Source organism: Stenotrophomonas sp. YJH_SMC_106-19, assembly GCF_059368375.1.
Map to the genome: position 1 here is coordinate 100,168 of NZ_JCAFRQ010000002.1, position 24,745 is coordinate 124,912.

Genomic DNA, 24,745 nt, shown 5'->3' on the forward strand with positions numbered 1-24,745 from the left:
AGAGCCCTTTCTGTTGGAAAGGGATCCGACCCCCGGCGCGGGGTCAGCCCGCCTTGCGGCGCAGCGGGGTGACGTTGCTCTTCTTCTTCGCTTTTGCCGCTGGCGCTTCTGCGTGCGCTGCGAAGAAGTCGCGTACCTTCGGGTACACCACCTCGCGCCAGCGGCGGCCGCTGAAGATGCCGTAATGGCCGGCGCCTTCGACGATGAAATGCTCGCGGCGCTCGGCCGGGATGCCCGTACACAGCGCCTGCGCAGCTTCGGTCTGGCCGAGGCCCGCGATATCGTCCAGTTCGCCTTCGATGCTCAGCAGCGCGGTATCGCGGATCGCCGAAGGGTCGACCTTTTCGCCGTTGACCACCCACTCTCCGCGCGGCAGCAGGAAGTCCTGGAAGACCACGCGGATGGTGTCCAGGTAGTACCTGGCAGGCATGTCCAGCACCGCGTTGTACTCATCATAGAAGCGGCGGTGCGCGTCGGCGTCTTCCAGATCGCCCTTGACCAGGTCGGCGTAGAAGTCCCAGTGCGAGCTGAAATGGCGGCTGGGATTCATCGACAGGAAGCCGGCGTGCTGCAGGAAGCCCGGGTACACGCGACGGCCTGCGCCGGGGTAGCCGGCCGGCACGCTGTGGATGACGTTGTTCTCGAACCAGGACAGCGGGTTCTGGGTCGCCAGATTGTTCACCGCGGTGGGGCTGCAGCGTGCGTCGATCGGACCGCCCATCATCACCAGCGTGCGCGGGGTGGGCTCGCCACGGCTGGCCATCAGTGACACCGCAGCCAGCACCGGTACAGTCGGCTGGCACACGCTGACCACGTGCAGGCGCTCGACGCCAAGGTGGCGGATGAACTCCTGGATGTAGGCGATGTAGTCGTCCAGGCCGAAATCACCTTCGCTGGCTGCAACCATGCGTGCATCGACCCAGTCGGTGACGTAGACGCGATGGTCGCGCAGCAGCGTGCGCACGGTATCGCGCAGCAGCGTGGCGTGATGGCCGGACAGCGGCGCCACCACCAGCACGAAGGGCTGGTTGAGCATGGTGTGCAGCTGGTCGGCTTCGTTGCTGTGACGCTTGAAGCGCAGCAGCTTGCAGAACGGCTTGCTCACTTCCTCGTGCACGACGATCGGCACGCGCTCGCCTTCGACCTCGATTTCGTTGATGCCCCACTCGGGCTTCTCGTAATCCTTGCCGATGCGATGGAACAGTTCGTTGACCGCCGCCAGGCGTTCGGCACCCGGCATCTGCGACCACCAGTGGCCGGGATTGGCGAAGAACTTGGCGTTGGCCTGGGCCTGGTGCACCCAGGGGGCGAGCAGGTTGCGGGTCAGTTCGTGCAGTTGATAGAGCATGACGACCGAATATGTATGGTCATATGTTGCCGCGCAGCATATCCCATCCGGGTGTCCCGCAGGTTAAGTTGGCTGAAAATAATGAATCCGGATTCACATCCGTTCCAGCGCGGCCGCATCGCCTGCCAGGGCGGGGCCGAGCCAGCAGTGCGACCCTGCCGGCTGCAGGCCGTGCCGGGCCAGCGTCCGGCGATACCAGCCTGCCGGGCGGGCCTGGAAGCCCTCGTGGTCGCCCTCGAACGCGTCCTCAGCGGCGAAGGTCTCCAGGAACGCGATGCCGCCGGTCAGCTCGGCCACACCTGCCAGGCCGGCGCGCAGCTCGCGGTCGGGCACGTAATGCATCACGTCCGAGCAGACCAGCAGGTCCACCGGCGCGCACGGCCGCAGCCAGGCGAAGTCGCCGAAGCGGGCCAGATGCAGGTTGCGGGTCCGGCCATAGCGATGCACAGCGTACTCGCTGCTGTCGAAGCCCAGATACTCGACCTTCGGACGCAGTTTCCGCAGCGGCGCGCGCCAGGCCCCCTCGCCGCAGCCGATGTCCAGCACGCTGCGGATCGGCCGCTCCAGGTAGTACTCGGCAGTGGCCACCGCCAACGCCACCTTGCGGGCGAGGCGGGCGCTGCCGCCGATGTCGGCCCGGCGGTACCAGCGCTGGAAGTAGGCGGCGTCGTAGGTCTTGTCCACGCAGAAGGAGGTTTCGTTGAAAACGGCGCCTATCGTACGGCGTTGCCGCTCGCCATGCGTCGATCGGTCGCGCCGACCGCAGCCGGTACACCGGCTCGCCATGCGAGAATGGCCGCCACCTACGCCAGCCGCTGGAGCGAGCGCATGCAGAGCTACTACTGGGTCAAGACCTTCCACATCGTGTTCGTGGTGGCGTGGATGGCGACGGTGTTCTATCTGCCGCGCATCCTGGTGAACCTGGCCGAGGCGGCGGGACAACCCGCGGTGGTCGAGCGCCTGCAGCTGATGGGCCTGCGCCTGTACCGTTTCGGCCACTCGATGTTCGGCCTGGCCTTCGTCCTGGGACTGGTGTTGTGGCTGGGCTACCGGGTCATTCCGGACTTCCCGACGATGGTCGCGCCGGGCGGTGCCGGCTGGCTGCATGCCAAGCTCGGCCTGGTGGTGCTGCTGCTGGTCTACTTCGGTTGGACCGGCCGCCTGCTCAAGGGCGTCGCCAAGGGCCGGCCTCTGCCGTCCTCGCGCGCGCTGCGCTGGATCAACGAAATCCCGCTGCTGGCCTTCATTCCGATCGTCTGGCTGGTGCTGGCCAAACCCTTCTGAGCCGGCGCACATCGCGCACCTCCAGATGAATCGCCGCGTAACCTGACAAGCGGCGCGGCGCGCCTTGCAACAAATTGCATGGGCCCCGCCCGTGCGTCTCCAGATACTGCGCGCCTTCGACACAGCGGCTGCCTGCAGCAGTCCCGCCATCGCTCCACGTGGGCACAGGCTGGATTGCGAGGTACTGCACGCACGCTGTGCCGCCTACGTGCCCCCCTCTGGAGATCCGTCATGAAATACACCCATCGTTCCGCTGCACGCGGGCGTTCTCTTGCGTTGCGTCCGCTCTCGCAATGCCTGCTGCTGGCACTGGCCCTGCCGTTGGCCCAGCACGCTTCTGCCGGCAACCTCAACGGCGAGGACCACGAGGTGGTGCAGGGGGATCCGATCGAGGCATGGCAGGTGACCAATGGGTCCAACCTGACGGTGACCGACGCGTCCACTTACGGCATCAATGCGACCTACGGCTCCAATGTCGTGCTCACGCGTGCGGATGTGCTGGTCCGCAATGCCAATCAGAACATTCACGTGCAATCGGGTTCCAGCCTGATCGCGCGCAACAGCCGCATCGACCTGGGCATGACCCAGTTCAACATCTCGGTCGATTCGTCGGCACGCCTCTACAACACGCGGATCGATTCCATCGGTGGTGCCATCGCCTTGTACCCGGAATTCCGCGGTGGACAGGGCGACGTGTACCTTCTGATGGACAACTCCCACCTGGCGGTGGCGCACCGCGACAGCACTGCCTGGTACCACAACATCGGTCTGAGTATGGGCGCGGGCAGGGCTGACATCGTCAACGGTTCGACGATCCGGGCCAGCCGCAACGGCGCCGTCATGTACTTCGAATATCGGGGTGCGGACAACCTGGTATTGAACGTCGACAATTCCACCCTGGAGTCGCAGACCGGCCCGGCGATCTGGGTCAATCCCGATGTCGACTGGGGCAGTCCCCATGCCGACGTCGACGGCGAATCCGCCGAGATCAACATCCGCAACGGTGCGCGCCTGATTGCCGGCGATGGCACGCTGCTGCTGGTCAAGCATGGCGAGGAGGGGCAGGTCGGCAACGTTGCTGTGCGCTTCAACGTGGAGAACGCGGCGCTGACCGGCGACATCATTGCCGATCGCGCCTCCTACACGGGCCAGCTGGATGTCTCGCTGCGCAACCGCGCCACGCTGATCGGCCGCATCGTCGATGCGAGCTCGGTGGCGGTGGGTGAGCAGAGCACCTGGCAGCTGACCGGCGACAGCAGTGTCGGCCGTCTGCAGCTGGATGCGGGCAGCATGGTCAAGCTGGGCGACGGCGCGGGCGGCTTCAACACGCTGTCCCTGGACGAGTTCGTCGGTAACGGCGGCACGCTGGTATTCAACACGGTGCTTGGCGAGGACGACTCGCAGACCGACCGCCTGGTGATCGCCGGTGATGCGACCGGGCAGGCCAATGTGCGGGTGCTCAACGCCGGCGGCCAGGGCGCGCAGACCGACAAGGGCATCGAGCTGATCGAGATCAACGGCGCGTCCGACGCCCAGTTCGACCTGGTCGGCCGTGCGGTCGGCGGGCAGTACGAGTACTTCCTGTTCAAGGATGAGGCCGACGGCAACTGGTACCTGCGTTCGGAACTGCCGGTGACGCCGCCGGATCCCTGTGACCTGGATCCGTCGCTGCCGACTGCGACCCGACCGGTCCGATCAATCCGGATCCGAAGCCGGTGCTGCGCCCGGAGACCGGCGCGTACCTGGCCAACCAGTACGCCGCAGGGCAGTTGTTCCGCCTGCAGCGCAGTGATCGCGACGGCAATGCGGCCGTTGCCGAGGGTGTGCACGGCTGGGCACGCGTGGACAGCCAGCAGGCGCGCCTGGGGGCCATGCAGGAGCAGCTGGATCTGCGCACGCAGCGCCATGTGGTGCAGGTGGGCGCAGACGTGGGGCTGTTCGATGAAGGGCGTGGCCGCCTGGGCGTGATGCTCGGTAGTGGGCGTGCTGACAGCACCAGCACCTCGGCGCTGACCGGCTTTGCGGCACGCGGCAAGGTCGCCGGCGTGGCCGCAGGGGTGTACGGCAGCTGGAACAATGGTCGTGCCTATGTGGACAGCTGGGTGCAGCACGGCCGCTTCAACAACCGGGTGGAAGGCGATGGCCTGGCCGCGGAGCGCTACGACAGCGACCTGTGGCAGGGTTCGCTGGAGGCGGGTTACCGCTTCGGCGTCGGCACGCTGGGCGACAGCAGGGTCAGCCTGCAGCCGGAGCTGCAGCTGGTCTACACCAACGTCAGCACGGATCGACATACCGAGCAGAACGGCACCGTGGTGCGTGGCCTGGGCGAAAGTGGCCTGTCCGGCCGCCTCGGCCTGCGCCTGGAAGCGGAATCGACCAGCACGCATGGCGCCGTGGTGACCCCGTACCTGACCGCCAACTGGTATCGCGACGCCCGCACGGGTGGCATGGCGTTCGATGACGTGGCCATGGACAGCGACGCGCCGCGCAACCGCTACGCGCTGGGTGCAGGCGCGCGGGTGGAATTCACCAAGGGCTGGACGGGCTGGGGCGGTCTGGACGTGAGCCGCGGTGACTCCGGCTACCGCGAAGTCAGCGCCACGCTGGGCATGTCCTACAACTGGTAAGCAGATCGGCGTACGGCGGGCCCGTACGCGCAGGAACAGGGACGTATCGCCACACGGATGTGGCACTGAAGCCGGGCATTGCCCGGCTTCAGGCGTTACCGTGCAGCGGAAGCAGCGATTACGCCGCCTCGTAGGTGCCGTAGCTGCGCAGGCGCTTGTAGCGCTGCTCGAGCAGTTCCGCGGTGGACAGCTTGTCCAGCGCGTCCAGCTCGTTCAGCAGCACGGCCTTCAGGCGCCGGGCCATCTGCGTCGGGTTGCGGTGGGCGCCGCCGGTCGGCTCGCGCACGACCTTGTCGACCAGGCCCAGGCTCTTCAGGCGCGGGGCGGTCAGGCCCAGCTGTTCGGCCGCGTCCTTGGCCTTGCCGGCGTCCTTCCACAGGATCGAGGCGCAGCCTTCCGGGGTAATGGTCGAATACACCGCGTACTCCAGCATCACGGTGCGGTCGCCCACGCCCAGTGCCAGCGCGCCGCCCGAGCCGCCTTCGCCGATCACGGTGCAGATCACCGGCACCTTCAGTTCGGCCATTTCCATCAGGTTGCGCGCGATCGCTTCGGACTGGCCGCGCGATTCGGCGTCGATGCCCGGCCAGGCGCCGGCGGTGTCGATCAGGGTCAGCACCGGCAGGCCGAAACGCTCGGCCATCTTCATCAGGCGCAGCGCCTTGCGGTAGCCCTCGGGCTTGGGCATGCCGAAGTTGCGCTTGATCTTCTCCTTGGTGTCGCGGCCCTTCTGGTGGCCGATGACCATCACCGCGCGGCCATTGATGCGGGCCAGGCCGCCCATGATGGCCTTGTCGTCGGCAAAGGCGCGATCACCGGCCAGTTCCTGGAACTCATCGAAGATGATGCGGATGTAATCGGCGGTGTAGGGCCGCGACGGGTGGCGGGCCAGCTGCAGCACCTGCCAGGAGGTCAGGTTGCGGAAGATCTGTGCGGTACGCATGCGCAGCTTGTCCTGCAGCGCGTGCACTTCGGCCTCGACATTGACCGCCGGACCGGCACTGGCGTTGCGCAGCTCCTGGATCTTCGCTTCCAGGTCGGCGATGGGTTGCTCGAAGTCGAGGTAGTTCGGATTCATCGGAAGCCGTCGTGTAAAGAAGGAGGAAAGTGTAGCCGAACCCGGTGAAATTCCCCGTACGCCCCTGTCTGGAGCGTACGGAGGGGCTGGCCGGCAGGCAGCGCGCTGCCTTGGCCGCGCCGGCTGGACGCGGGACCTGGCGGGGCGGGATCAGCTGGCCCAGGGCGGGCTGTAGCGCACCTTCAGGGTGCGCACGGCCGGGTCGGCGCGCAGCGCTTCCATCAGCTTCGAGTCGATGCGCACGGCGCTCTGTCCGGACACGTCGAGCATGCCGGCGATGCCACCGTGCGGGCCCTTCAGCAGCAGGTCCAGGCGCAGGGGGGTGCGGCCGGGGCGATGGCGGTCGAGCAGGGCATCGATGCGCTCCCACACCGGCCGCTGCTGGCGCAGGTCCAGCCGCAGCGACAGGCGCGTAGCGTAGTTGGCGCAGACCTCATCGAAATCCCAGCACTGGCGGATGCGCAGGGCGTAGCCACCGTTGAATTCGTCTTCACGCAGGCCGCCCTTGACCACCAGGATGCGGTCCTTGGTCATCAGGTGGCCGAACTCGGCCAGGGTGTCGGAGAACGCGCTGCACTCCACGCGTCCACGCCCGTCCTCGAGCTGGATGAAGATCTGGCTTTCGCCCTTGCGGCGAACGCCGACCACCTGGCCGGCCAGCACGGTCTGCACTTCCGGCCGCCACCGCTTCTCACCGCCACCACCACCGCCGCTGTTGGCGCTCCAGATCTTTTCCACCGCGCCCAGATCGTTGCCGACCAGATCGCGCACGTCGTCGCGCCACGGATCGAATGGATGGCCGCTGAGGTAGAAGCCCAGCGTGTCGCGCTCGCCGTTCAGGCGCTGCAGCAGGGGCCACTCTTCGGCCTCCGGCAGGTCCAGCTGGATCGTCGTCGCGCTCGGGTCCGGCCCACCGAACAGCGAGTTCTGCCCGGAGGCGCGCTCGCGTGCCATCTGCTCGGTGGCCTTGATCACTTCCGGCAGCTGCAGCATCAGCGAGGCGCGGTTGCGGCCCAGCTCATCCAGTGCGCCGCAGTTGATCATCGCTTCCAGGGTGCGCCGGTTGAGCTTGGCCGAGCCGACGCGGGTACAGAAATCGAGCAGGTCGGTGTAGTTCCCGCCCCGCAGCCGCTCGTCCACCACCGCTTCGCAGGCACCCTGGCCGACACCTTTGATCGCACCCAGGCCGTACTGGATGGTGTCCGGCGTGGCTGCCTCGAACATGAAGGCGGACTGGTTCACCTTCGGCGGCAGCACGGTCAGGCCGAGGTTGCGCACCTCGTCGAGGAAGCCGACCACCTTGTCGGTGTTGTCCATGTCCGAAGACAGCGTGGCCGCCATGAACTCGGCCGGGTAATGGCGCTTGAGCCACGCGGTCTGGTAACTGACCAGCGCGTAGGCAGCGGCGTGCGACTTGTTGAAGCCGTAGCCGGCGAACTTCTCCATCAGGTCGAAGATCTCGTCGGCCTTGGGGCCGTCGACGCCGCCCTTGGCCGCACCCTCGCGGAAGATCTCGCGGTGCTTGGCCATTTCCGCCGGCACCTTCTTGCCCATCGCACGACGCAGCAGGTCGGCGCCGCCCAGCGAGTAGCCGCCGACGATCTGCGCCATCTGCATCACCTGCTCCTGGTACACCATGATGCCGTAGGTGTCCTTGAGGATGGCTTCGGTGCGCGGATCGGGATAGATGATCTCTTCCTGCCCGTGCTTGCGCGCGTTGAAGGACGGAATCAGGTCCATCGGGCCGGGGCGGTACAGCGACACCAGCGCGATCAGGTCTTCGAAACGGTCGGGGCGTGCGTCCTTCAGCAGGCGGCGCATGCCGGAGGATTCGAACTGGAAGACCGCACCGGTGTTGCCGTTGGCGAAGATGTCCTTGTAGGTCGGCGCGTCGTCCAGCGGGATCGCCGCGATGTCCACCGGCGGAATGCCGGCGCGCGCGTGGCGCTTGTTGATCGCCTTCACTGCCCAGTCGATGATGGTCAGCGTGCGCAGGCCAAGGAAGTCGAACTTCACCAGGCCCACTTCTTCGACGTCGTTCTTGTCGAACTGGGTGACCGGATTCTTGCCGATGCCGTTCTCGTCGTGTTCGGCGTACAGCGGGCAGAACTCGCTCAGCGGCTCGGGGCCGATCACCACGCCACCGGCGTGCTTGCCGGCGTTGCGGGTGAGGTCTTCCAGCTGCAGCGCCAGATCGATCAGGTCACGGACATCGTCTTCGGTCTCGTAACGCTGGATCAGCTCGGCCGATGCCATCTCCGAGCCCGGGCCTTCCTTGCCCTTGCCGAGCGCATCCTTCAGGTGGATGCCGAGGATGTTCGGGATCAGCTTGGAGACGCCGTCAACCAGGCCATAGGGGAAACCGAGCACACGGCCGGAATCGCGCACCACGGCCTTGGCGGCCATGGTGCCGTAGGTGATGATCTGGCTGACGCGTTCGCGCCCGTATTTGCGCGCGACGTAGTCGATCACTTCGTCGCGGCGGTCCATGCAGAAATCGATGTCGAAGTCGGGCATCGACACGCGTTCCGGATTCAGGAAGCGCTCGAACAGCAGGTTGTAGGGCAGCGGATCCAGGTCGGTGATCTTCAGCGCCCACGCCACCAGCGAACCGGCACCAGAACCACGGCCCGGGCCGATCGGGATGCCCTGGTTCTTGCCCCACTGGATGAAGTCGGCCACGATCAGGAAGTAGCCGGGGAAACCCATCTTGATGATGGTGTCGAGCTCGAATTCGAGGCGCTCGAAGTACTCCTCGCGGGTCTTGCCCGGCGCCAGCGGATTCTTCTGCAGGCGTTCTTCCAGGCCGTCGCGCGACATCTTCTGGATCCAGGTATCCAGGGTCTCGTCGTCCGGCACCGGGTAGTTGGGCAGGAAGTAGGTGCCCAGCCGCATCTCGATGTTGCAGCGCTCGGCCAGCGCCAGCGTGTTGTCGATCGCATCGGGGATGTCGGCGAACAGCGCGCACATCTCCTCGGCCGACTTCAGGTACTGCTGGTCACTGTACTCGCGCGGCCGCTTGGGATCGTCCAGCACGCGGCCGGTCGAGATGCACACACGTGCCTCATGCGCGCTGAAGTCCGACGGTGCAAGGAAGCGCACATCGTTGCTGGCCACCACCGGCAGGCCGCGCTGGCCGGCGGCCATCAGCGCGAAGCGGTTGAAGGCCTCCTCGCCGTCGCGGCCGGTGCGGGTCAGCTCCAGGTGCAGGCCATCGCCGAACACCCGCTGCCAGTCGGCCAGATGCTGCTCGGCAAGGTCGTGCTTGCCGTCCAGCGCCAGGCGCCCGGCCAGGCTCTCGCGCCCGGCCAGCGCGAACAGGTTGGCGTTGCCCGCCTTCAACCAGTCCGGATGCACGGCGACGCCGCCTTCCGGACGATGGCCCTCCATCCAGGCACGGGTCAGCAGCCGCGACAGGCTCAGGTAGCCTTCGCGGTCGCGGCACAGCAGGGTCATCCGCCACGGGTCCTGGCCCTCCTCGGCGATCATCACGTCGGCGCCGGCGATCGGCTTGATGCCCACGCCTTCGGCTGCCTTGTAGAACTTGATCAGGGCGAACAGATTGTTGAGGTCGGTCACCGCCAGCGCGGGTAGGCCCAGCTCGACCGAGCGTGACAGCAGGTTGGCCTGCTTTGCCTTCTTCGGGTCGGCCTGGTCCGGCTTGGCCGGCACACGGATGGTCGAGTCCGCCAGCGAGAACTCGGTGTGGACGTGGAGATGTACGAAACGGGAGTTGGACATGCCGGACCAGGTTGGAGCGCGGGGGCCCCGGGTGCCGACGGGAGTTCGTCGCCGGGGTCGGGAAGCGCTGGAATGCCCGGTCAGGGTAGCGAGGGCAGGGAGAGGCGACAAGCTCTTGACGGCGCGTCGATTGCGCGAACATGCCGCCGGGCATGGCCCGGCGCTACCGCCGCAATGTGGGCGCACGATGCCGCCGGGCCATGCCCGGCGGCGGTTGTTCAGGCGATGGCCGCGGCCGCCGGGTTTTCCAGGCATTCACGCACCGGGGCGAAACTGCGCCGGTGCTCGCCACAGGGGCCGTGTTCACGCAGTGCCGCCAGGTGGGCCGGAGTGCCGTAGCCCTTGTGCTGGTCGAAACCGTAGTGCGGATGCTGTACGTGCAGGTCCTGCATGTACCGGTCGCGCGACACCTTGGCTAGGATCGAGGCCGCCATGATCGCGCGGTCGATGCCATCGCCACCAACCAGCGCCTGCGCCGGCAGTACCAGCCCCTTCGGAACCACGTTGCCGTCGATGCGGGCGAAGCCGGCCACGTGGGCCACGGCCGCCACCACGTCGCGCATGCCCTGCAGGGTGGCCTGGTAGATGTTCAGGCGGTCGATCGCTGCCACGTCCACCAGCACCACATGCCAGGCCAGGGCGCGATCGATGATTCGATCGTACAGCTGCTCGCGGCGCGCGGCGGTGAGCTGCTTGGAGTCATCCAGGCCGTTGATGCGCGGGCGGGCAGGATCGAATACCACCGCCGCGACGGCGACCGGCCCGGCCAGCGGGCCACGGCCGGCCTCATCGACACCGGCGACCAGGCGGTCCGGTTCAACCCGCAGTGAACCGTCGAACAGGGCCAGGCTGGCTGCGGCGGCGTGGCGGCGGCTCATGCCTTGTCCAGTTCGCGTACCAGCAGCTCGCCGACAGCGTCGGCGGCGCGTGCCGAGGCATTGCGGCGCAGGCGTTCATGCAGGCGCGAATAGGTTCCCTGCAGGTCGGCGGCCCGTTGCGGATGGTCGAACCACTGCTGGATGGCGGCGGCCAGCTTGTCCGGCGTGCAGTCGTGCTGCATCAGCTCCGGTGCCAGGTCCTGGCCGGCCAGGATGTTGGGCAGGGCGAAGCGGTCGACCTTGATCAGGCCCAGCGCCTTGACCAGGCGGTAGGTCAGTTCGTTGACGCGATAGCCGACCACCATCGGCCGCTTCACCAGCATGGCTTCCAGGGTCGCGGTACCGGAGGCGAGCACCACCACGTCGGCGGCGATCATGGCGTCGCGGGCCTGGCCATCAAGCACATGCGAGTAGGCGACCGGCAGCGCCGAACGCGACAGCTGTTCCTCGATCAGGCGACGGCAGGCGGCATTGGCGGCAGGCACCACGACGTGCAGCCCCGGAATCCGCTCGGAAACCTGCCACGCAGCCTCGAAGAACGGCTCGCCCAGGCGCGAGATCTCGCCCAGGCGGCTGCCCGGCAGCACCGCCAGCACCTTGGCCGTGGCCGGCAGGCCCAGCGCGGCACGGGCTTCGTCGCGGTTGCCCTGCAGCGGAATGTCATCGGCCATCGGATGACCGACAAAGCGCGCGTCGATTCCGTGCCGGGCGTAGATGGGGGGTTCCATCGGGAACAGGCACAGCACGAGGTCGGCACTGTTGCCGATCTTCTCGGCGCGCTTCTCGCGCCACGCCCAGACCGAAGGGCTGACGTAATGCACGGTGCGCACGCCACGCTGCTTCAGCCAGCGCTCGATGCCCAGGTTGAAGTCCGGCGCATCGATGCCGATGAACACGTCCGGCTGCCACTCGAGCGCGCGCTGGCGGAAGGCCGAGCGCAGCTTCAACAGGCGCGGCAGGTGGCGCAGGACTTCGGTCAGCCCCATCACCGCCAGTTCGCTGGCATCGTGCCAGGTCTGGCAACCGGCATTGCGCATGGCATCGCCGCCGATGCCGGCGAACTCGGCGTTCGGGAAGCGGGCCTTCAACTCGCGCACCAGGCCGGCACCGAGCAGGTCGCCGGAGGCCTCACCGGCCACCAGTGCGATCCGCAGCGGCCGCTCGCTGAGCACCCGCTGTGCAGGCACGCTGCCGGCCAGGGAGGCCAGCGGAATGACAGCGGCGCCGGCCGGCGCCTGGCCGGACGTGCTGCTCATCGCAGCAGGGGCCTCTCTGCATGTTCGATGAACTCCAGCATGGACTTCACGTCCTCGCTGTCGCGCGCCTGTTCAACCAACTGCTGCTTGGCTTCGGCCAGCGGCAGGCCGGCCACGTACAGGGTCCGGTAGGCACGCTTGATGGCGGAGATGCGTTCGGCATCGAAACCGCGGCGCTTCAGGCCTTCACTGTTGATGCCGCGCGGGCGGCCCAGCGAATCGGAGCCCACCATGGTGAACGGCGGAACATCGCCGTTGGTCAGCGCACCCATGCCGAGGAAGGCGTGGGCGCCGATGCGGCAGAACTGATGGGCACCGGCGAAGCCGCTGATGATCACGTAGTCGCCGACAGTGACGTGGCCGGCCAGCGTGGTGTTGTTGGAGAACACGCAGGCGTTGCCGACGTAACAGTCGTGTGCCACATGCGTATAGGCCAGCATCCAGTTGTCGTCACCGATCGTGGTGATGCCACCGCCGCCGCCGGTACCGCGGTTGACGGTGACGAACTCGCGGAACACGTTGCGGTCGCCGATCACCAGTTCGGTGCGTTCACCGGCGAACTTCTTGTCCTGCGGCTCGCCGCCGATGGCTACGTGGCCGATGAAGCGGTTGTCGCGGCCGATCCGGGTCGGTCCGAGAATGCTGCAGTGTGGGCCGACGATCGTGCCTGCGCCGATGTCCACATCGGCACCGATCAGGGTGAAGGCACCGACCTGCACATCGTCGGCCAGCCGGGCGGACGGGTCGATGACGGCGGTGGGGTGGATCCGTGGGGCGTTGTCAGTCATTCCTGGCTCCGTTATGGCTCAGCCCTTGGCACCGGCGCACATGACCTCGGCAGAGGCCACCACTTCGCCGTTGACCTTGGCTTCGCCGTAGTACCAGCCCATGTTGCGGATCAGCCGCTTCATCTGCACGTCCAGCAGCAGCACATCGCCCGGCACCACCTGCTTGTTGAAGCGGGCGTTCTCCACCTTGACCATGTAGAACAGCTTGGACTGCGCATCGCGGCCGAGCGAGAGCTGGGTCATCACACCGCCGGCCTGCGCCAGTGCCTCGATGATCAGCACGCCGGGCATGATCGGGCGGCCCGGGAAATGGCCCTGGAAGAACGGCTCGTTGATGCTCACGTTCTTCTGGGCAAGGATGCGCTTGGCGTCCACATCCAGCTCGAGGACCTTGTCCACCAGCAGGAACGGGTAGCGGTGCGGGATCAGCTCCTGGATCTGGAGGACATCGATCGGAAGCTGCAGCGTGTCGTTCATTCTTTCTCCTTGCTCACAGCCAGGATGCGCCGGGCCAGCGTATCGAGCTGCTTGAAGCGCGCGGCGTTCTTGCGCCACGTGCGGTTGTCGGTCAACGGGGTGCCGGACGAATACTCGCCCGGCTCATGGATGGAGTTGCGCACCACCGATTTGCCGGTGATCACGACCTTGTCGCAGATCTCCAGGTGGCCGACCACGCCTACGTGGCCGCCGAGCAGGCAGTAACGTCCGATCTTGGCGCTGCCGGCAATGCCGGTGCAGCCCGCGATGGCCGAGTGCGCGCCGATCTGCACGTTGTGTGCGATCTGCACCAGGTTGTCCAGGCGCACGTCTTCGTCCAGCACGGTGTCTTCCAGCGCGCCGCGGTCCACACAGGTGTTGGCGCCGATTTCGCAGTCGTCGCCGATGCGCACGCCGCCAAGCTGCGGCACCTTGATCCACCTGCCCGCGTCCATCGCCAGGCCGAAGCCATCGGCGCCGAGCACGGCGCCGGGGTGGACGCGCACCCGCTTGCCCAGCCGGACGCGGGTGACCAGGGTGACCCGGGCGATCAGTTCGCAGCCGTTGTCCAGGCTGCAATCCTCGCCGATCACGCTGCCGGTGCCGATGATGCAGTTCTCGCCGACCACGCTGCGGGCGCCGATGGACACGAACGGACCGATATGGGCGCTGGCTGCGACCTGGGCGGTGGGATCGATGACGGCGCTGGGATGGATGCCCGGCGGGCGCGTCGGTGCGATGTCGAACAGCGCGGCGATCTTGGCGAAGGTGGTGTACGGGTCCTTGGCCACGAGCGCGGCGCCGGGAGCCGCCTCGGCATCGTCGGCACGCAGCACCACCAGCGAGGCCTGGCTGTCGGCCAGCTGGGTGCGGTAGCGCGGATTGGCGAGGAAGGTCAGCTGGCCAGGGCCGGCATGGGCGAGGGTGGCCACGCCATGGATGGCGGTGGCGGGGTCGCCATGGACCTGCAGGCCGAACTGCTCGGCGAGTTGCTGGGCGGTGTAGGAGGGAGTATTCACGGCGGGAGTTTAACGTGTGACGCCATTGCGGTCATGCGGGGGGCAGTTGTGCAGCCAACGGCGGGGCCCCTCGCGGCCGGCAGAGCCAGGCTCATGGGCTGGGTCGGACGGGTCGGGGCTGCGGGGGACGGCGCAAGTACGTCCCTGTAGCCTTGATCGCCGCATCCATGCGGCTCACACCCCCGCAGCCCCGATCCGCCCGACCTCTGACAGCGTGGCGCGAGTGCCAGCCGCGGAAAACAGAAAAGATCAAAAGCGGATCGTGCGCTTCAGCCATCCGGGTTAAACGAAAACGCCGGGCAGAGCCCGGCGCTTCGTACCCCGTCTGGTGGAGAGCCCCCCTTCTGTTAAGGGGGGCGCGCCAGCGGCGCGGGGGATAGGAGGAATACGCGTGCAGTTCCGATGAGCCGCAGGACGGTTCGTCAGAACTGCCCGCCGAAGGTGAATTGCAGGCGCTCGATCTTGTCGTCGTCTTCCTTCTTCAGCGGGAACGCATAGCTGATCGAGATCGGGCCGACCGGGGCGCGCCACAGCAGGGCCACACCGGTGGACACACGCAGTTCGTTGGCCTTGAAGTTGTCGGCGCCGTTGTAGACGTTGCCGAAGTCGACGAAGGCCGACACGCGGGCCGACGGACTGTCGAACAGACGCGGGAAGTAGGCTTCGATCGAACCGACGGTCTTCAGCGAGCCACCCAGCGGCTGGCCCTCCGGATAGCCCATGGTGACTTCGCGCGGGCCCAGCGTGTTGTCCTCGAAGCCGCGCACCGAGTTGGTACCGCCGGCGTAGAAGTTCTCGTAGAACGGCAGGCCGCTGGCGGTGACCGTCTTCCTGTAATCCGGTGAGCCCGGGTTGCAGTTCACGGTCTGCACCGGGTTCGGGTTGGCCTCGGTCGGCGCGGTGTAGCAGAGATCACGCGAGGTGTCCTTGCCGTAGCTGTCGCCGTAGCCGATTTCCGCACGCGTGTTGATCACCAGCGACGGCATGATCGGCCAGTACTTGGAGATCTGGTAGTTCAGCTTGTAGTACTCGACGGTCGAACCCGGCAGCGTGGTCTCCAGGCCGATGCGCTGGTAGGTACCGCGGGTCGGCATGAAGTAGTCGTTGCGCGAGTCGCGTGCCCAGCCGAGCTCGGTGCGCCAGGCATGGAAGGTGCGGCGGCCGACGGCGTTGATGTAGTCGATGATCGATTGCGGCGTTGCGTTCTGGTACGTCGAGATCTGGTTGCTGTCGATGCCGAACATCAGCGAGACCGAGTCGGTTTCGGTCAGCGGCACGCCGAACACCACCTGCGCGGCACCGTTGGTGCTGTTGTACTGCGCGGTGTTGAAGTCGGAGTAGTCCAGTTCGCGCCAGGACAGGTTGTAGCCCAGCGACACGCCGTCATCGGTGAAGTACGGGTTGGTGTAGCTGAAGCCATAGCGCTGCAGGTAGCTGCTGCGCGAGGCTTCCACCGACACGCGGTTGCCGCCGCCGAGGAAGTTGTTCTGCGACAGCTGCACGGAGGTGGTCATGCCGTAGGACTGCGAGTAGCCCAGGCCGAACACGAAGCTGCCGGAGGTGGTTTCCTTGACGTTGTAGACGACGTCGACCTGGTCGTTGCTGCCGCTGACGGCCGGGGTTTCCACATCCACCGATTCGAAATAGCCCAGGCGCTGCAGGCGGATCTTGGAGCGGTCGATCGCGGCCTGCGAGTACCAGCTGTTCTCGAACTGGCGCATTTCGCGACGCATCACCTCGTCGGAGGTGCGGGTATTGCCGCGGAAGACGATGCGACGCACCGACACGCGTGGGCCCGGCACCACCTGCATGTTGATGGCAACGGTCTGGTCAGCACGGTTGGTGGTTGGGATCGGGTTCACCTTGGCGAACGCGTAGCCGATGTTGGACAGCGAGTTGGTGATCGTGTCCGAGCTGAATTCCAGCAGCGCCCGCGAGAAGGTGTCGCCGGACTTCTGGATCACCATGCGCTCCACGTCCTCCTGCGGGAGGATGGTGTCGCCGCTGACCTTGATCTCGGAGATCTTGTACTGCTCACCCTCGGTCACGCCGGCGGTGAGGAACATGTCGCGCTTGTCGGGGCTGATCGACACCTGGGTGGAGTCGATGCTGAAGTCGACGTAGCCACGGTCGAGGTACCACGAGTTCAGCTTTTCCAGGTCGCCGGACAGCTTCTCCTTGGAGTACTGGTCATCGCGGCGGTACCACGAGGCCCAGTTGTGCTCCTTGGATTCCCAGGTTTCCAGGATGTCCTTGCTGTCGTACTTCTCGGTGCCGACCAGGTTGACATGGCGGATCTTGGCCGCCTTGCCTTCCTTGATCGCGATGGCGATGTCCACACGGTTGCGGTCCAGCGGGCTCACCGTCGGGGTGATCTCGACGTTGTACTTGCCGCGGTCGTTGTACTGGCGGCGCAGTTCCTGGGTCACGCGGTCCAGGCTCAGGCGATCGAACGTGCCACCTTCGGTCAGGCCGATGTCGGACAGGCCCTTCAGCAGCTGGTCGGACTTGATGTCCTTGTTGCCGGTCACGGTCAGCTTGTTGATCGCCGGGCGTTCCTTGACCGTCACCACCAGGATGTTGCCCTGGCGGTCCAGCTGCACGTCCTCAAAGAAGCCGGTCTTGTACAGGGCGCGGATGGTTTCGCCGACCTTGCTGTCGGTGACCGTCTCGCCACGCTCCACCGGCAGGTAGGTGAATACCGTACCCGAGCTGATGCGCTGCAGGCCGTCGACGCGGATATCGCTGACAGTGAAGGGCTCGGCTGCCTGGGCCAGGGCGGGAGCGCCGGTGACGGCGGCGAGGGCGAGGGCCAGCAGGCGGCGATTGGGGAGTCGCGTCATGTCACGTCCGGTAGGAAGGTCGATTTCATTGGTGCGGGATGCCGACGCTGTAGACGGCAACAACGTGGAAAAGTTCATCGCGGGACCAGGCCGAGGATGTCGTTGTAGAACGCCAACCCCATCAGCCCGGCCAGCAACGCCAGGCCGATGTACTGGCCGGCGGCGATGGCACGCTCGCTCAGCGGGCTGCCCTTGACCAACTCGATAAGGTAATACAGCAGGTGGCCGCCGTCCAAGATCGGGATCGGCAGCAGATTGATGATGCACAGGCTCAGCGACAGCAGCGCGAGGAACTGCAGGAACCAGTCGAGCCCACGTTTGGCCGATACATTGGCCACACGGGCGATGGTGACCGGGCCGGAAACGTTCTGCAGCGAGGCCTTGCCGGTCACGATGCGGGCCATCATGCCCAGCGAGTCGGCGGCCAGCCGGCCGGTTTCACGCACCGCCACGGTGACCGCGTCCAGGGGCCCGTAACGCAGCAGGGTGTCGTAGGCCGGGCTGTAGGTGGTGGGGAAACCGACGCCGATCTGCCAGACCGGCTCGCCCTTGCCGTCCTTGCCCTGGCGCGGAGTCACTTCCAGTGCCAGCCGCTCGCCGCCACGCAGGACTTCGATCATGCCGGGGCCGCCGGTGCGGCCCAGGGCCTGGATTTCGCCGATCACCTGGTCGACGCTGTCAATGCGCTGCCCGTCGATGGCCACGATGAGGTCGCCCGGCTGCAGCTGGCCCGCAACAACGGAATCCGGTGTGAGCCTGTCGACCAGGGCGGGCTGCAGCCATGACTGCCAGTACAGGCCCGCCAGGATCGGCACCCGCCGTTCATCGAAGCCTGCCGGCAGCTGCGACAGCGGCAGGGTACGGGCATGCACCTGGTCACTGCGGTCGATCACGTCCAGCGTGACATCACGACGGTCCATCGCTGCCGCGGTCAGGGCCATGCTGGCCTCGCCCAGGGTGCTGACCGGGCGGTCGTCCACGCGCAGCACGCGGTCACCACTGTTGAGCCCCGCCGTCGCCGCGATGCCGCTGGTGCGGCCGAGGGTGGGCGAATAGTCCTGCTTGCCGATCACGAACATCGCCCACAGCAGCAGGATGCACAGCAGCAGGTTGGCGACTGGCCCGGCAGCAACGATGGCGATGCGCTGCCAGACCGTCTTGTGGTTGAACGCCTGGCCGCGTTCCTGCGGATGCACCTCGACTTCGCGCTCGTCGAGGAATTTCACATAGCCGCCCAGCGGAATCGCAGCAATGGCGAATTCGGTTCCATGCCGGTCGCGCCGCGACCACAGCGGCCGGCCAAAGCCGACAGAGAAGCGCAGCACCTTGACTCCGCACAGGCGGCCGACCCAGTAATGCCCGAGCTCGTGGAAGGTGACCAGCAGCCCCAGGCTGACAATCATCCACCAGACCGATCCGATGAAGTCAGTCATGCAGGCTCACGTTGGCGGGCAGGGGCGGCGTCGTCATGCAGGGCTGGGCAGGCGGGCGGTTCAGGCGGCGTCGATGGCGTTCAGGGTCAGCAGGCGTGCGCGCTGGTCGGCGGACAACAGGACCTCCAGTGTATCGGCTGGCTCGGTCGGCAGTGTTGAAAGAGCGTTAGCAACCAGCGCCGGGATGGTCAGGAAACCGATCCGGCCCTGAAGAAACGCTGAAACGGCCTCTTCGTTGGCGGCGTTCAGCATCGCCGGGGCGGTGCCACCGGCGCGCATCGCCTGCCAGGCCAGCGCCAGGCAGGGGAAGGCCTCGGTATCGGGCGCCTCGAAATCCAGCCGGCCCTGCGCCAGCAGATCCAGCCCGGCCACGCCCGAGGCGATGCGTTGCGGCCAGCCCAGGCCAACGGCCAGGGTGGTGCGCATGTCCGGCAGGCCCATCTGCGCCAGGGTCGAGCCGTCGACGAATTCGACCAGCGAATGGACCAGGCTCTGCGGATGGACCAGCACCTCGATGCGTTCACCCTGCACGGCGAACAGGTGGTGGGCCTCGATCACTTCCAGGCCCTTGTTCATCAGGGTCGCGGAATCGACCGAGATCTTCGGCCCCATCGACCACTTCGGGTGGGCCACGGCCTGGGCCGGGGTGACCTGCGCCAGTTCGGCGCGGCTGCGGCCACGGAACGGGCCACCGGAGGCGGTGAGCAGGATCCGGCGCACCCCGGCGCCTTCGAGGCTGGCGTCGCGCGAGCGCAGGCACTGGAAGATGGCGCTGTGCTCGCTGTCGATCGGGATGATCTCGGCCCCGGCACGTTCGGCGGTACGGGTCAGCAGTTCGCCCGCCAGTACCAGTGATTCCTTGTTCGCCAGCAGGATGCGCTTGCCCGCGGCGGCGGCGGCCAGGGTCGAGGACAGCCCTGCCGCGCCGACGATGGCGGCCACCACGGTGTCGCAGGCGTCACTGGCGGCCAGCTGGTCCAGCGCTGCCTGGCCGGCGTGGGCCTGGGTCGCCAGGCCGGCCTCGCGCAGACCGTCGCGCAGCGCAGGGTACAGGGCCTCGTCGGCGATCACCGCGTGCAGGGGCTGATGCTGGCGGCACAGCGCAAGCAGCGCCTGCACCTGGCGGCCGGCGGCAAGCACGGTGGCCCGGTAGCGCTGCGGATGGCGCGCGATCACATCCAGGGTGGAGGCACCGATCGATCCGGTGGCGCCGAACACGGCGACCCGGCGCAGGTCTGCTGCTGCATGCATGGTCAGAATCCGAAGATTTCCTTGCCCAGCGCGAACACCGGCACGGCTGCCAGGACGCCGTCGACACGGTCGAGCACGCCACCATGGCCCGGGATCAGGTTGCCCGAGTCCTTGGCACCGGCATGGCGCTTGATCAGGCTCTCGAACAGATCGCCCAGCACCGAGGCCAGCACGGCGACCACGGACGTGATCAGCAGGCCCGGCAGGTGGGCCAGGTCGATACCGGCCAGCCAGCCCAGGCCGACGGCCACGGCCACGCCGGCCAGCAGGCCGCCGACCAGGCCTTCCCAGGTCTTGTTCGGGCTGATGCGCGGGGCCAGCTTGTGCCTGCCGAAGCGGCGACCGGCAAAGTAGGCGCCCGAATCGGCGGCCCAGACCAGCGCCAGCGCGGCCAGCAGCCACAGATGCCCCTGCCGGCCGGGCGGGTCGCCGCCGGCGTGGATCAGCACCAGCGCGGCCCAGGCCGGCACGATGGCCAGTGTGCCGGCCAGCAGCTTGAGGATGCGCGCGGGGCTGCCCGGCTGTACACCGAAGTTGAAGAAGCGCAGCCAGACCAGCGCCGCCAGCCACCAGGCGACGCCGACCAGCGTGGTGATCTGGAACAGCACCAGGGTACTGCCGTCGGCCCACACCAGCAGCACCATCAGCAGCAGGTTCAATACCAGCAGCACGGTGCGCGCCAGGGTGTCTTCGACGTCGGCCAGCTTCAGCCATTCCCACAGGCCGATCAGCAGGACGGCGGCGGCCGCGGCGGCCAGCCATTGCGTCGGCAGCAGCAGGATCGCGGCAATGGCGACCGGCGCCATGATCAGCGCGGCGAGGACTCGGGTCTTGGTCATGGGCTGGACGTCTCGGTGGCCAGGGCGGCGATCTGGGCGCTGGTCAGGCCGAAGCGGCGCTCACGGCCCGCATAGGCATCCAGCGCCTGTTGCAGCATCGCGGCGTCGAAGTCCGGCCACAGTGCCTCGGTGAACCACAGCTCGGTGTAGGCCAGCTGCCACAGCAGGAAATTGCTGATGCGGGTGTCGCCACCGGTGCGGATGAACAGGTCCGGTGCCGGCAGGTCGGCCAGGGCCATCTGCCGGCCCAGCAGCGCCTCGTCGATCTGTTCGGGCAGCAGGCGCCCGGCCGCCACTTCGGCAGCCAGTGCGCGCGCCGCGCGGGCGATGTCCTGGCGGCCGCCATAGCTGGCGGCGATCGACAGGGTCAGCGTGGTGTTGCCGGCGGTGCGCTGTTCGGCCAGCTGCATGCGGCTGACCAGCGAGGCGCCGAAGCGCTCGCGCTCGCCGATGAAGCGCACGCGCACGCCGCGGCGGTGCAGCTCGTCCACTTCGCGGTCGAGCGCACCCAGGAACAGCTTCATCAACGCATCGACTTCGTCCTGCGGCCGGCCCCAGTTCTCGCTGGAGAAGGCGAACAGGGTCAGCGCCGGGATGCCCAGTTCAAGGCAGCGCTCGATGGTGCGGTTGACCGCGCGCGCGCCGGCACGGTGGCCGATCACGCGCGGGCGGCGGCGCTGCTGTGCCCAGCGTCCGTTGCCATCCATGATGATGGCGACGTGGCGGGGCAGGGCGGCCGGCAGGGGAGGCGGGACTGAAGGCATCGACTTCAGACCGACAACAGTTCCTTTTCCTTGTCCGCGACGACTTTGTCGACATCCTTGATGTTGCTGTCGGTCAGCTTCTGGATATCGTCTTCGCCGCGCTTCTTCTCGTCTTCGCTGATCGCCTTGTCCTTGACCAGCTTGGCGATTTCCTTGTTCGCGTCCTGACGGATGTTGCGGATCGCGATCTTGGCGCCTTCGCCTTCCTTCTGCACCTGCTTGACCAGTTCCTTGCGGCGCTCTTCGGTCGGCGGCGGCATGTTGATGCGGATCGCGGTGCCCAGCGTATTCGGGGTGAACTCGGCGTTGTACAGCCCCTTCTCGATCTCCTTGATCATGCTCTTGTCGAACGGCGTGACCAGCAGCGAGTGGGCGTCGGCGTTGGAGATCGAGGCGACCTGGTTCAGCGGGGTGCTGGCATTGCCGTAGGCATTGACGGTGACGCGGTCCAGCAGGGCCGGAGTAGCACGCCCGGTGCGGATCGAGGTGAGGGTGTGCTTCAGAGCGTCGATGCTCTTGGCCATGCGCGTCTGCGCGTTGTTCTTGATGTCGTTGAGCATCGCCCGGGTCCTGGATGTAACTGGAATCGGGCGATTATAGGCGAATACGGGACGCTGCCGGGCCTGGATCGGCCCGGGCGTCGCCTTGCGCTCAGGCTCAGGCCGGGTCGCGGCCCTGGACCAGGGTGCCGATGTTCTCGCCGCTGAGGATCTTCAGCAGCTCGCCCGGCTGGCCCATGTCGAACACCCGCATCGGCAGATCGCTGTCGCGGGCCAGTGCGAAGGCGGCGGTGTCCATCACTTCCAGGCCGCGGCGGATCACCTCGTCGTAGCTCAGGCTGTCGAAGCGGACCGCGTCGCTGTGCTTGTTCGGATCCTTGTCGTACACGCCATCGACCTTGGTGGCCTTGAGCAGCAGGTCCGCACCGATCTCGATGGCACGCAGGGCTGCGCCGGAATCGGTGGTGAAGAAGGGGCTGCCGACGCCGGCGGCGAAGATCACCAGCCGGCCTTTTTCCAGGTGACGGATGGCGCGGCGGCGGATGTAGTCCTCGCACACGTCGTTGATCTTGATCGCGCTCATCACGCGGGCCTTGGCGCCCAGCTTCTCCAGGGCGTCCTGCATGGCCAGCGCGTTGATGACGGTGGCCAGCATGCCCATCTGGTCGCCGGTGACCCGGTCCATGCCGCCGGCAGCCAGGCCGGCGCCGCGGAAGATGTTGCCGCCGCCGATCACCAGTGCCACTTCGGCCCCTGCCTGCTGGGCCTCGATCACTTCACGGGCCAGGCGGTTGATGACCTTCGGGTCGATGCCGTAGTCCTCGTCTCCCATCAGCGCCTCCCCGGAGAGTTTCAGCAGGATGCGGCGATAGGCGAGCTTGGACATGGGGACCTCGGGTGCGTGGAAATCGCGGGCGATTCTACGCGCATGCGGCGCCCGGCCAAAGTGTTTTGTGCACTGCGGCGCAAAATCGGCTGGATCGCCCCGCTCATCGGGGCGTCCCGTTCAGCCCGCTTCGAGGCCGGCAGTGGCGGACAGTTCGTCGTGGCCCAGCGCGCCGGGGGAGCGGGCGATCACCCGGTTGCGGCCCAGGTTCTTGGATCGATACAGCACGTCATCGGCGGCGCGCAGCAGGTCCTGCACGTCGGCGAAGCGTTCGTAGCCCCCCTGCGTGGCCACGCCGGCGGAGAAGGTGACGAACAGCGGCCCTCCCTCGAGTTCGGCCATCGGCGTGGCGACGATGTTCGCCAGTACGCGCCGGATCACCTCCAGCGCTACCGATTCGCTGGTATTGGGCAGCAGCGCCACGAACTCCTCACCACCGAAGCGGGCGACGGTGTCGCTGTTGCGCAGCTGGCCCTGCAGTTTGCCGGCGAAGGCGCGCAGCACCTCGTCGCCGGTCAGATGACCGTGGGCGTCGTTGATCTTCTTGAAGTCGTCCAGGTCGATGAAGGCCACCGAAAGCGGCCAGCCATGCCGGCCGGCGCGCAGGAATTCCTGCTCCAGCACCGCTTCCAGCTGGCGCCGGTTGAGTACGCCGGTCAGCGCGTCACGGTGGGCCTGGTCGGCCAGCCGCTTGGCGCGCGCCTCGAATTCATCGGCGCGTCGCCGTGCCTGGTCGGCATCCTGCAGTTCGCGCAGGTTGCGCAGGGTGGCCAGCTCCTGTGCGTGATCGATCAGTTCGTGCACCCGCGCCGGAGAATTCAGGCCGGCTTCGAACAGGCTGGCGATATCGGGCAGGGCATCGCTGATGCGGGCCAGGACCTGGTCGAAGCGGGCGCTGTCCAGATCCAGGCGGTCATGCACCTGCTGCAGCGCCCGTTCGCGGGCCGCGTCGGCGTCGCCGTCCAGCCAGATGTCGGCGACCGCGCCGGACAGTTGCACGCACGCCTGGAAGGGCGAATCGGCGGCGTCCTCGTCTTCGCTGTGGCTGATGCTCTCCACCAGGTAGCGCGGCAGGCCCCACTGCTCGGCCACCCAGGCGCCGACATCGGCGTGGCTGCAGCCCAGCACGTTGCGCTCGCGGGCAACCAGGTCGAGGTTGTCGCGTGCTTCACGCAGCAGGGGCAGGTAGCGCTCGGCTTCGGCCTGGGCCAGGCACAGCACGCCCATGTCCTGCAGCAGTCCGGCCAGCATCAGTTCTTCCAGGCGGCGCAGCCCGCGCGCCTGGCCAAGCTGGCTGGCAGCCAGTGCACTGAGGATGCTGCGCTTCCAGGCCCGCTGGCGCAGGTCGTGATCGGCACCGCTTCCGGTCAGTCCCTGGGTGACCGTGAAACCCAGCGCCAGACTGATGGTGGCGTTGAGGCCCAGCATGGTCAGTGCCTGGCCGAGATTCTCGATGCGCCGCCGGCTGGCATACAGCGGCGAGTTGGCGATGCGCAGCATGCGGGCGCTGAGCGCCATGTCGATGGCGATGATGTCGGCGGCGGTGGCGATGTCCGCTTCCGGATCCTGGGCCAGTTCGATGATGCGCAGGGCAATACCGGGTGGCGAGGGAAGGTTGCGGCAGAGCGCCAGGGCAGCTGTCAGCTCGGGAGGCATGGCGGATCGTTCAATTCCATTAGGGCAAGAATACCTAGGAATTCATCACAGTCTGCGACTTTCTATCCTGCTATGTG

Annotated in this window: 19 protein-coding genes and 1 pseudogene; 3 read left to right on the plus strand and 17 right to left on the minus strand. The window is 67.1% G+C overall.

The genetic code is table 11. From position 1 onward, the window contains the following. Nucleotides 1-43: 43 nt before the first annotated feature. Complete coding sequence (locus AC5P5M_RS08015) at nucleotides 44-1,348, minus strand: polyhydroxyalkanoate depolymerase (protein WP_053519900.1); 1,305 nt, start codon at nucleotides 1,346-1,348, stop codon at nucleotides 44-46. A gap of 93 nt (nucleotides 1,349-1,441) precedes the next feature. Then, nucleotides 1,442-2,032, minus strand: a complete 591-nt coding sequence (locus AC5P5M_RS08020) for a class I SAM-dependent DNA methyltransferase (protein WP_322523269.1) — start codon at nucleotides 2,030-2,032, stop codon at nucleotides 1,442-1,444. Between the two features lie 144 nt (nucleotides 2,033-2,176). Between AC5P5M_RS08020 and AC5P5M_RS08025 the strand changes: the two genes are divergently transcribed. The 3 genes and pseudogenes from AC5P5M_RS08025 to AC5P5M_RS08035 all read left to right on the plus strand — a co-directional run bounded on the left by AC5P5M_RS08025 (nucleotide 2,177) and on the right by AC5P5M_RS08035 (nucleotide 5,259). Beyond that, entirely contained in the window at nucleotides 2,177-2,632 is a 456-nt protein-coding gene (locus AC5P5M_RS08025) for a CopD family protein (RefSeq protein WP_053519905.1), read from the plus strand. Between the two features lie 1,290 nt (nucleotides 2,633-3,922). Then, nucleotides 3,923-4,261: pseudogene (locus AC5P5M_RS08030) on the plus strand (autotransporter outer membrane beta-barrel domain-containing protein); the annotation flags it as partial. A gap of 86 nt (nucleotides 4,262-4,347) precedes the next feature. Further along, on the plus strand, nucleotides 4,348-5,259 hold the full coding sequence (locus AC5P5M_RS08035; RefSeq protein ID WP_495205742.1) for an autotransporter outer membrane beta-barrel domain-containing protein: 912 nt from the start codon (nucleotides 4,348-4,350) through the stop codon (nucleotides 5,257-5,259). A 118-nt stretch (nucleotides 5,260-5,377) separates the two neighbouring features. Here the strand turns inward: AC5P5M_RS08035 and AC5P5M_RS08040 are convergent, their stop codons facing one another. The 15 genes from AC5P5M_RS08040 to AC5P5M_RS08110 all read right to left on the minus strand — a co-directional run bounded on the left by AC5P5M_RS08040 (nucleotide 5,378) and on the right by AC5P5M_RS08110 (nucleotide 24,668). Next, nucleotides 5,378-6,337, minus strand: coding sequence for an acetyl-CoA carboxylase carboxyltransferase subunit alpha (locus tag AC5P5M_RS08040; protein ID WP_164150798.1), 960 nt, complete (start codon nucleotides 6,335-6,337; stop codon nucleotides 5,378-5,380). Between the two features lie 150 nt (nucleotides 6,338-6,487). After that, nucleotides 6,488-10,078: a DNA polymerase III subunit alpha gene (gene dnaE / locus AC5P5M_RS08045; RefSeq protein WP_053519897.1), complete on the minus strand. Its 3,591-nt coding sequence runs from the start codon at nucleotides 10,076-10,078 to the stop codon at nucleotides 6,488-6,490. A gap of 218 nt (nucleotides 10,079-10,296) precedes the next feature. After that, nucleotides 10,297-10,956 carry a ribonuclease HII gene (gene rnhB, locus AC5P5M_RS08050; protein WP_065181173.1) on the minus strand — a complete coding sequence of 220 codons (660 nt, stop codon included), beginning with the start codon at nucleotides 10,954-10,956 and terminating at the stop codon, nucleotides 10,297-10,299. After that, nucleotides 10,953-12,212: a lipid-A-disaccharide synthase gene (gene lpxB / locus AC5P5M_RS08055; RefSeq protein WP_053519895.1), complete on the minus strand. Its 1,260-nt coding sequence runs from the start codon at nucleotides 12,210-12,212 to the stop codon at nucleotides 10,953-10,955. The genes rnhB and lpxB overlap by 4 nt, the downstream gene beginning before the upstream one ends. Continuing rightward, entirely contained in the window at nucleotides 12,209-13,000 is a 792-nt protein-coding gene (gene lpxA, locus AC5P5M_RS08060) for an acyl-ACP--UDP-N-acetylglucosamine O-acyltransferase (protein ID WP_495205743.1), read from the minus strand. The genes lpxB and lpxA overlap by 4 nt, the downstream gene beginning before the upstream one ends. Before the next feature lie 18 nt (nucleotides 13,001-13,018). Continuing rightward, on the minus strand, nucleotides 13,019-13,477 hold the full coding sequence (gene fabZ / locus AC5P5M_RS08065) for a 3-hydroxyacyl-ACP dehydratase FabZ (protein WP_053519893.1): 459 nt from the start codon (nucleotides 13,475-13,477) through the stop codon (nucleotides 13,019-13,021). Beyond that, nucleotides 13,474-14,496, minus strand: a complete 1,023-nt coding sequence (lpxD, locus tag AC5P5M_RS08070) for a UDP-3-O-(3-hydroxymyristoyl)glucosamine N-acyltransferase (RefSeq protein WP_053519892.1) — start codon at nucleotides 14,494-14,496, stop codon at nucleotides 13,474-13,476. The genes fabZ and lpxD overlap by 4 nt, the downstream gene beginning before the upstream one ends. Nucleotides 14,497-14,918: 422 nt before the next feature. Then, nucleotides 14,919-17,339 carry an outer membrane protein assembly factor BamA gene (gene bamA / locus AC5P5M_RS08075; protein WP_065181175.1) on the minus strand — a complete coding sequence of 807 codons (2,421 nt, stop codon included), beginning with the start codon at nucleotides 17,337-17,339 and terminating at the stop codon, nucleotides 14,919-14,921. A gap of 74 nt (nucleotides 17,340-17,413) precedes the next feature. Further along, nucleotides 17,414-18,772, minus strand: coding sequence for an RIP metalloprotease RseP (gene rseP / locus AC5P5M_RS08080; RefSeq protein ID WP_053518305.1), 1,359 nt, complete (start codon nucleotides 18,770-18,772; stop codon nucleotides 17,414-17,416). Between the two features lie 60 nt (nucleotides 18,773-18,832). Next, nucleotides 18,833-20,023, minus strand: coding sequence for a 1-deoxy-D-xylulose-5-phosphate reductoisomerase (gene dxr, locus AC5P5M_RS08085; RefSeq protein WP_495205744.1), 1,191 nt, complete (start codon nucleotides 20,021-20,023; stop codon nucleotides 18,833-18,835). Nucleotides 20,024-20,025: 2 nt separating this feature from the next. Beyond that, nucleotides 20,026-20,862, minus strand: a complete 837-nt coding sequence (locus tag AC5P5M_RS08090) for a phosphatidate cytidylyltransferase (RefSeq protein ID WP_495205745.1) — start codon at nucleotides 20,860-20,862, stop codon at nucleotides 20,026-20,028. Then, a complete protein-coding gene (gene uppS, locus AC5P5M_RS08095; RefSeq protein WP_065174698.1) occupies nucleotides 20,859-21,626 on the minus strand; it encodes a polyprenyl diphosphate synthase in 768 nt (255 codons plus the stop codon). The genes AC5P5M_RS08090 and uppS overlap by 4 nt, the downstream gene beginning before the upstream one ends. Before the next feature lie 5 nt (nucleotides 21,627-21,631). Further along, a complete protein-coding gene (gene frr / locus AC5P5M_RS08100; protein WP_053518312.1) occupies nucleotides 21,632-22,186 on the minus strand; it encodes a ribosome recycling factor in 555 nt (184 codons plus the stop codon). A gap of 97 nt (nucleotides 22,187-22,283) precedes the next feature. Beyond that, nucleotides 22,284-23,012 (minus strand): UMP kinase, encoded by a 729-nt coding sequence (gene pyrH, locus AC5P5M_RS08105; protein WP_053518314.1) that lies wholly within the window; start codon nucleotides 23,010-23,012, stop codon nucleotides 22,284-22,286. Between the two features lie 120 nt (nucleotides 23,013-23,132). Further along, nucleotides 23,133-24,668, minus strand: a complete 1,536-nt coding sequence (locus tag AC5P5M_RS08110; protein WP_111185787.1) for a sensor domain-containing diguanylate cyclase — start codon at nucleotides 24,666-24,668, stop codon at nucleotides 23,133-23,135. Nucleotides 24,669-24,745: the final 77 nt, after the last annotated feature.

Bases quoted from the DNA above. Each gene is read 5' to 3' on its own strand.
- AC5P5M_RS08090 (WP_495205745.1), bottom strand. From the start codon at position 20,862: ATGACCAAGACCCGAGTCCTCGCCGCGCTGATCATGGCGCCGGTCGCC.
- uppS (WP_065174698.1), bottom strand. From the start codon at position 21,626: ATGCCTTCAGTCCCGCCTCCCCTGCCGGCCGCCCTGCCCCGCCACGTC.
- lpxB (WP_053519895.1), bottom strand. From the start codon at position 12,212: ATGAGCAGCACGTCCGGCCAGGCGCCGGCCGGCGCCGCTGTCATTCCG.
- AC5P5M_RS08110 (WP_111185787.1), bottom strand. From the start codon at position 24,668: ATGCCTCCCGAGCTGACAGCTGCCCTGGCGCTCTGCCGCAACCTTCCC.
- AC5P5M_RS08025 (WP_053519905.1), top strand. From the start codon at position 2,177: ATGCAGAGCTACTACTGGGTCAAGACCTTCCACATCGTGTTCGTGGTG.
- fabZ (WP_053519893.1), bottom strand. From the start codon at position 13,477: ATGAACGACACGCTGCAGCTTCCGATCGATGTCCTCCAGATCCAGGAG.
- dnaE (WP_053519897.1), bottom strand. From the start codon at position 10,078: ATGTCCAACTCCCGTTTCGTACATCTCCACGTCCACACCGAGTTCTCG.
- bamA (WP_065181175.1), bottom strand. From the start codon at position 17,339: ATGACGCGACTCCCCAATCGCCGCCTGCTGGCCCTCGCCCTCGCCGCC.
- AC5P5M_RS08015 (WP_053519900.1), bottom strand. From the start codon at position 1,348: ATGCTCTATCAACTGCACGAACTGACCCGCAACCTGCTCGCCCCCTGG.
- rseP (WP_053518305.1), bottom strand. From the start codon at position 18,772: ATGACTGACTTCATCGGATCGGTCTGGTGGATGATTGTCAGCCTGGGG.
- dxr (WP_495205744.1), bottom strand. From the start codon at position 20,023: ATGCATGCAGCAGCAGACCTGCGCCGGGTCGCCGTGTTCGGCGCCACC.
- frr (WP_053518312.1), bottom strand. From the start codon at position 22,186: ATGCTCAACGACATCAAGAACAACGCGCAGACGCGCATGGCCAAGAGC.
- rnhB (WP_065181173.1), bottom strand. From the start codon at position 10,956: ATGAGCCGCCGCCACGCCGCCGCAGCCAGCCTGGCCCTGTTCGACGGT.
- lpxA (WP_495205743.1), bottom strand. From the start codon at position 13,000: ATGACTGACAACGCCCCACGGATCCACCCCACCGCCGTCATCGACCCG.
- pyrH (WP_053518314.1), bottom strand. From the start codon at position 23,012: ATGTCCAAGCTCGCCTATCGCCGCATCCTGCTGAAACTCTCCGGGGAG.
- AC5P5M_RS08040 (WP_164150798.1), bottom strand. From the start codon at position 6,337: ATGAATCCGAACTACCTCGACTTCGAGCAACCCATCGCCGACCTGGAA.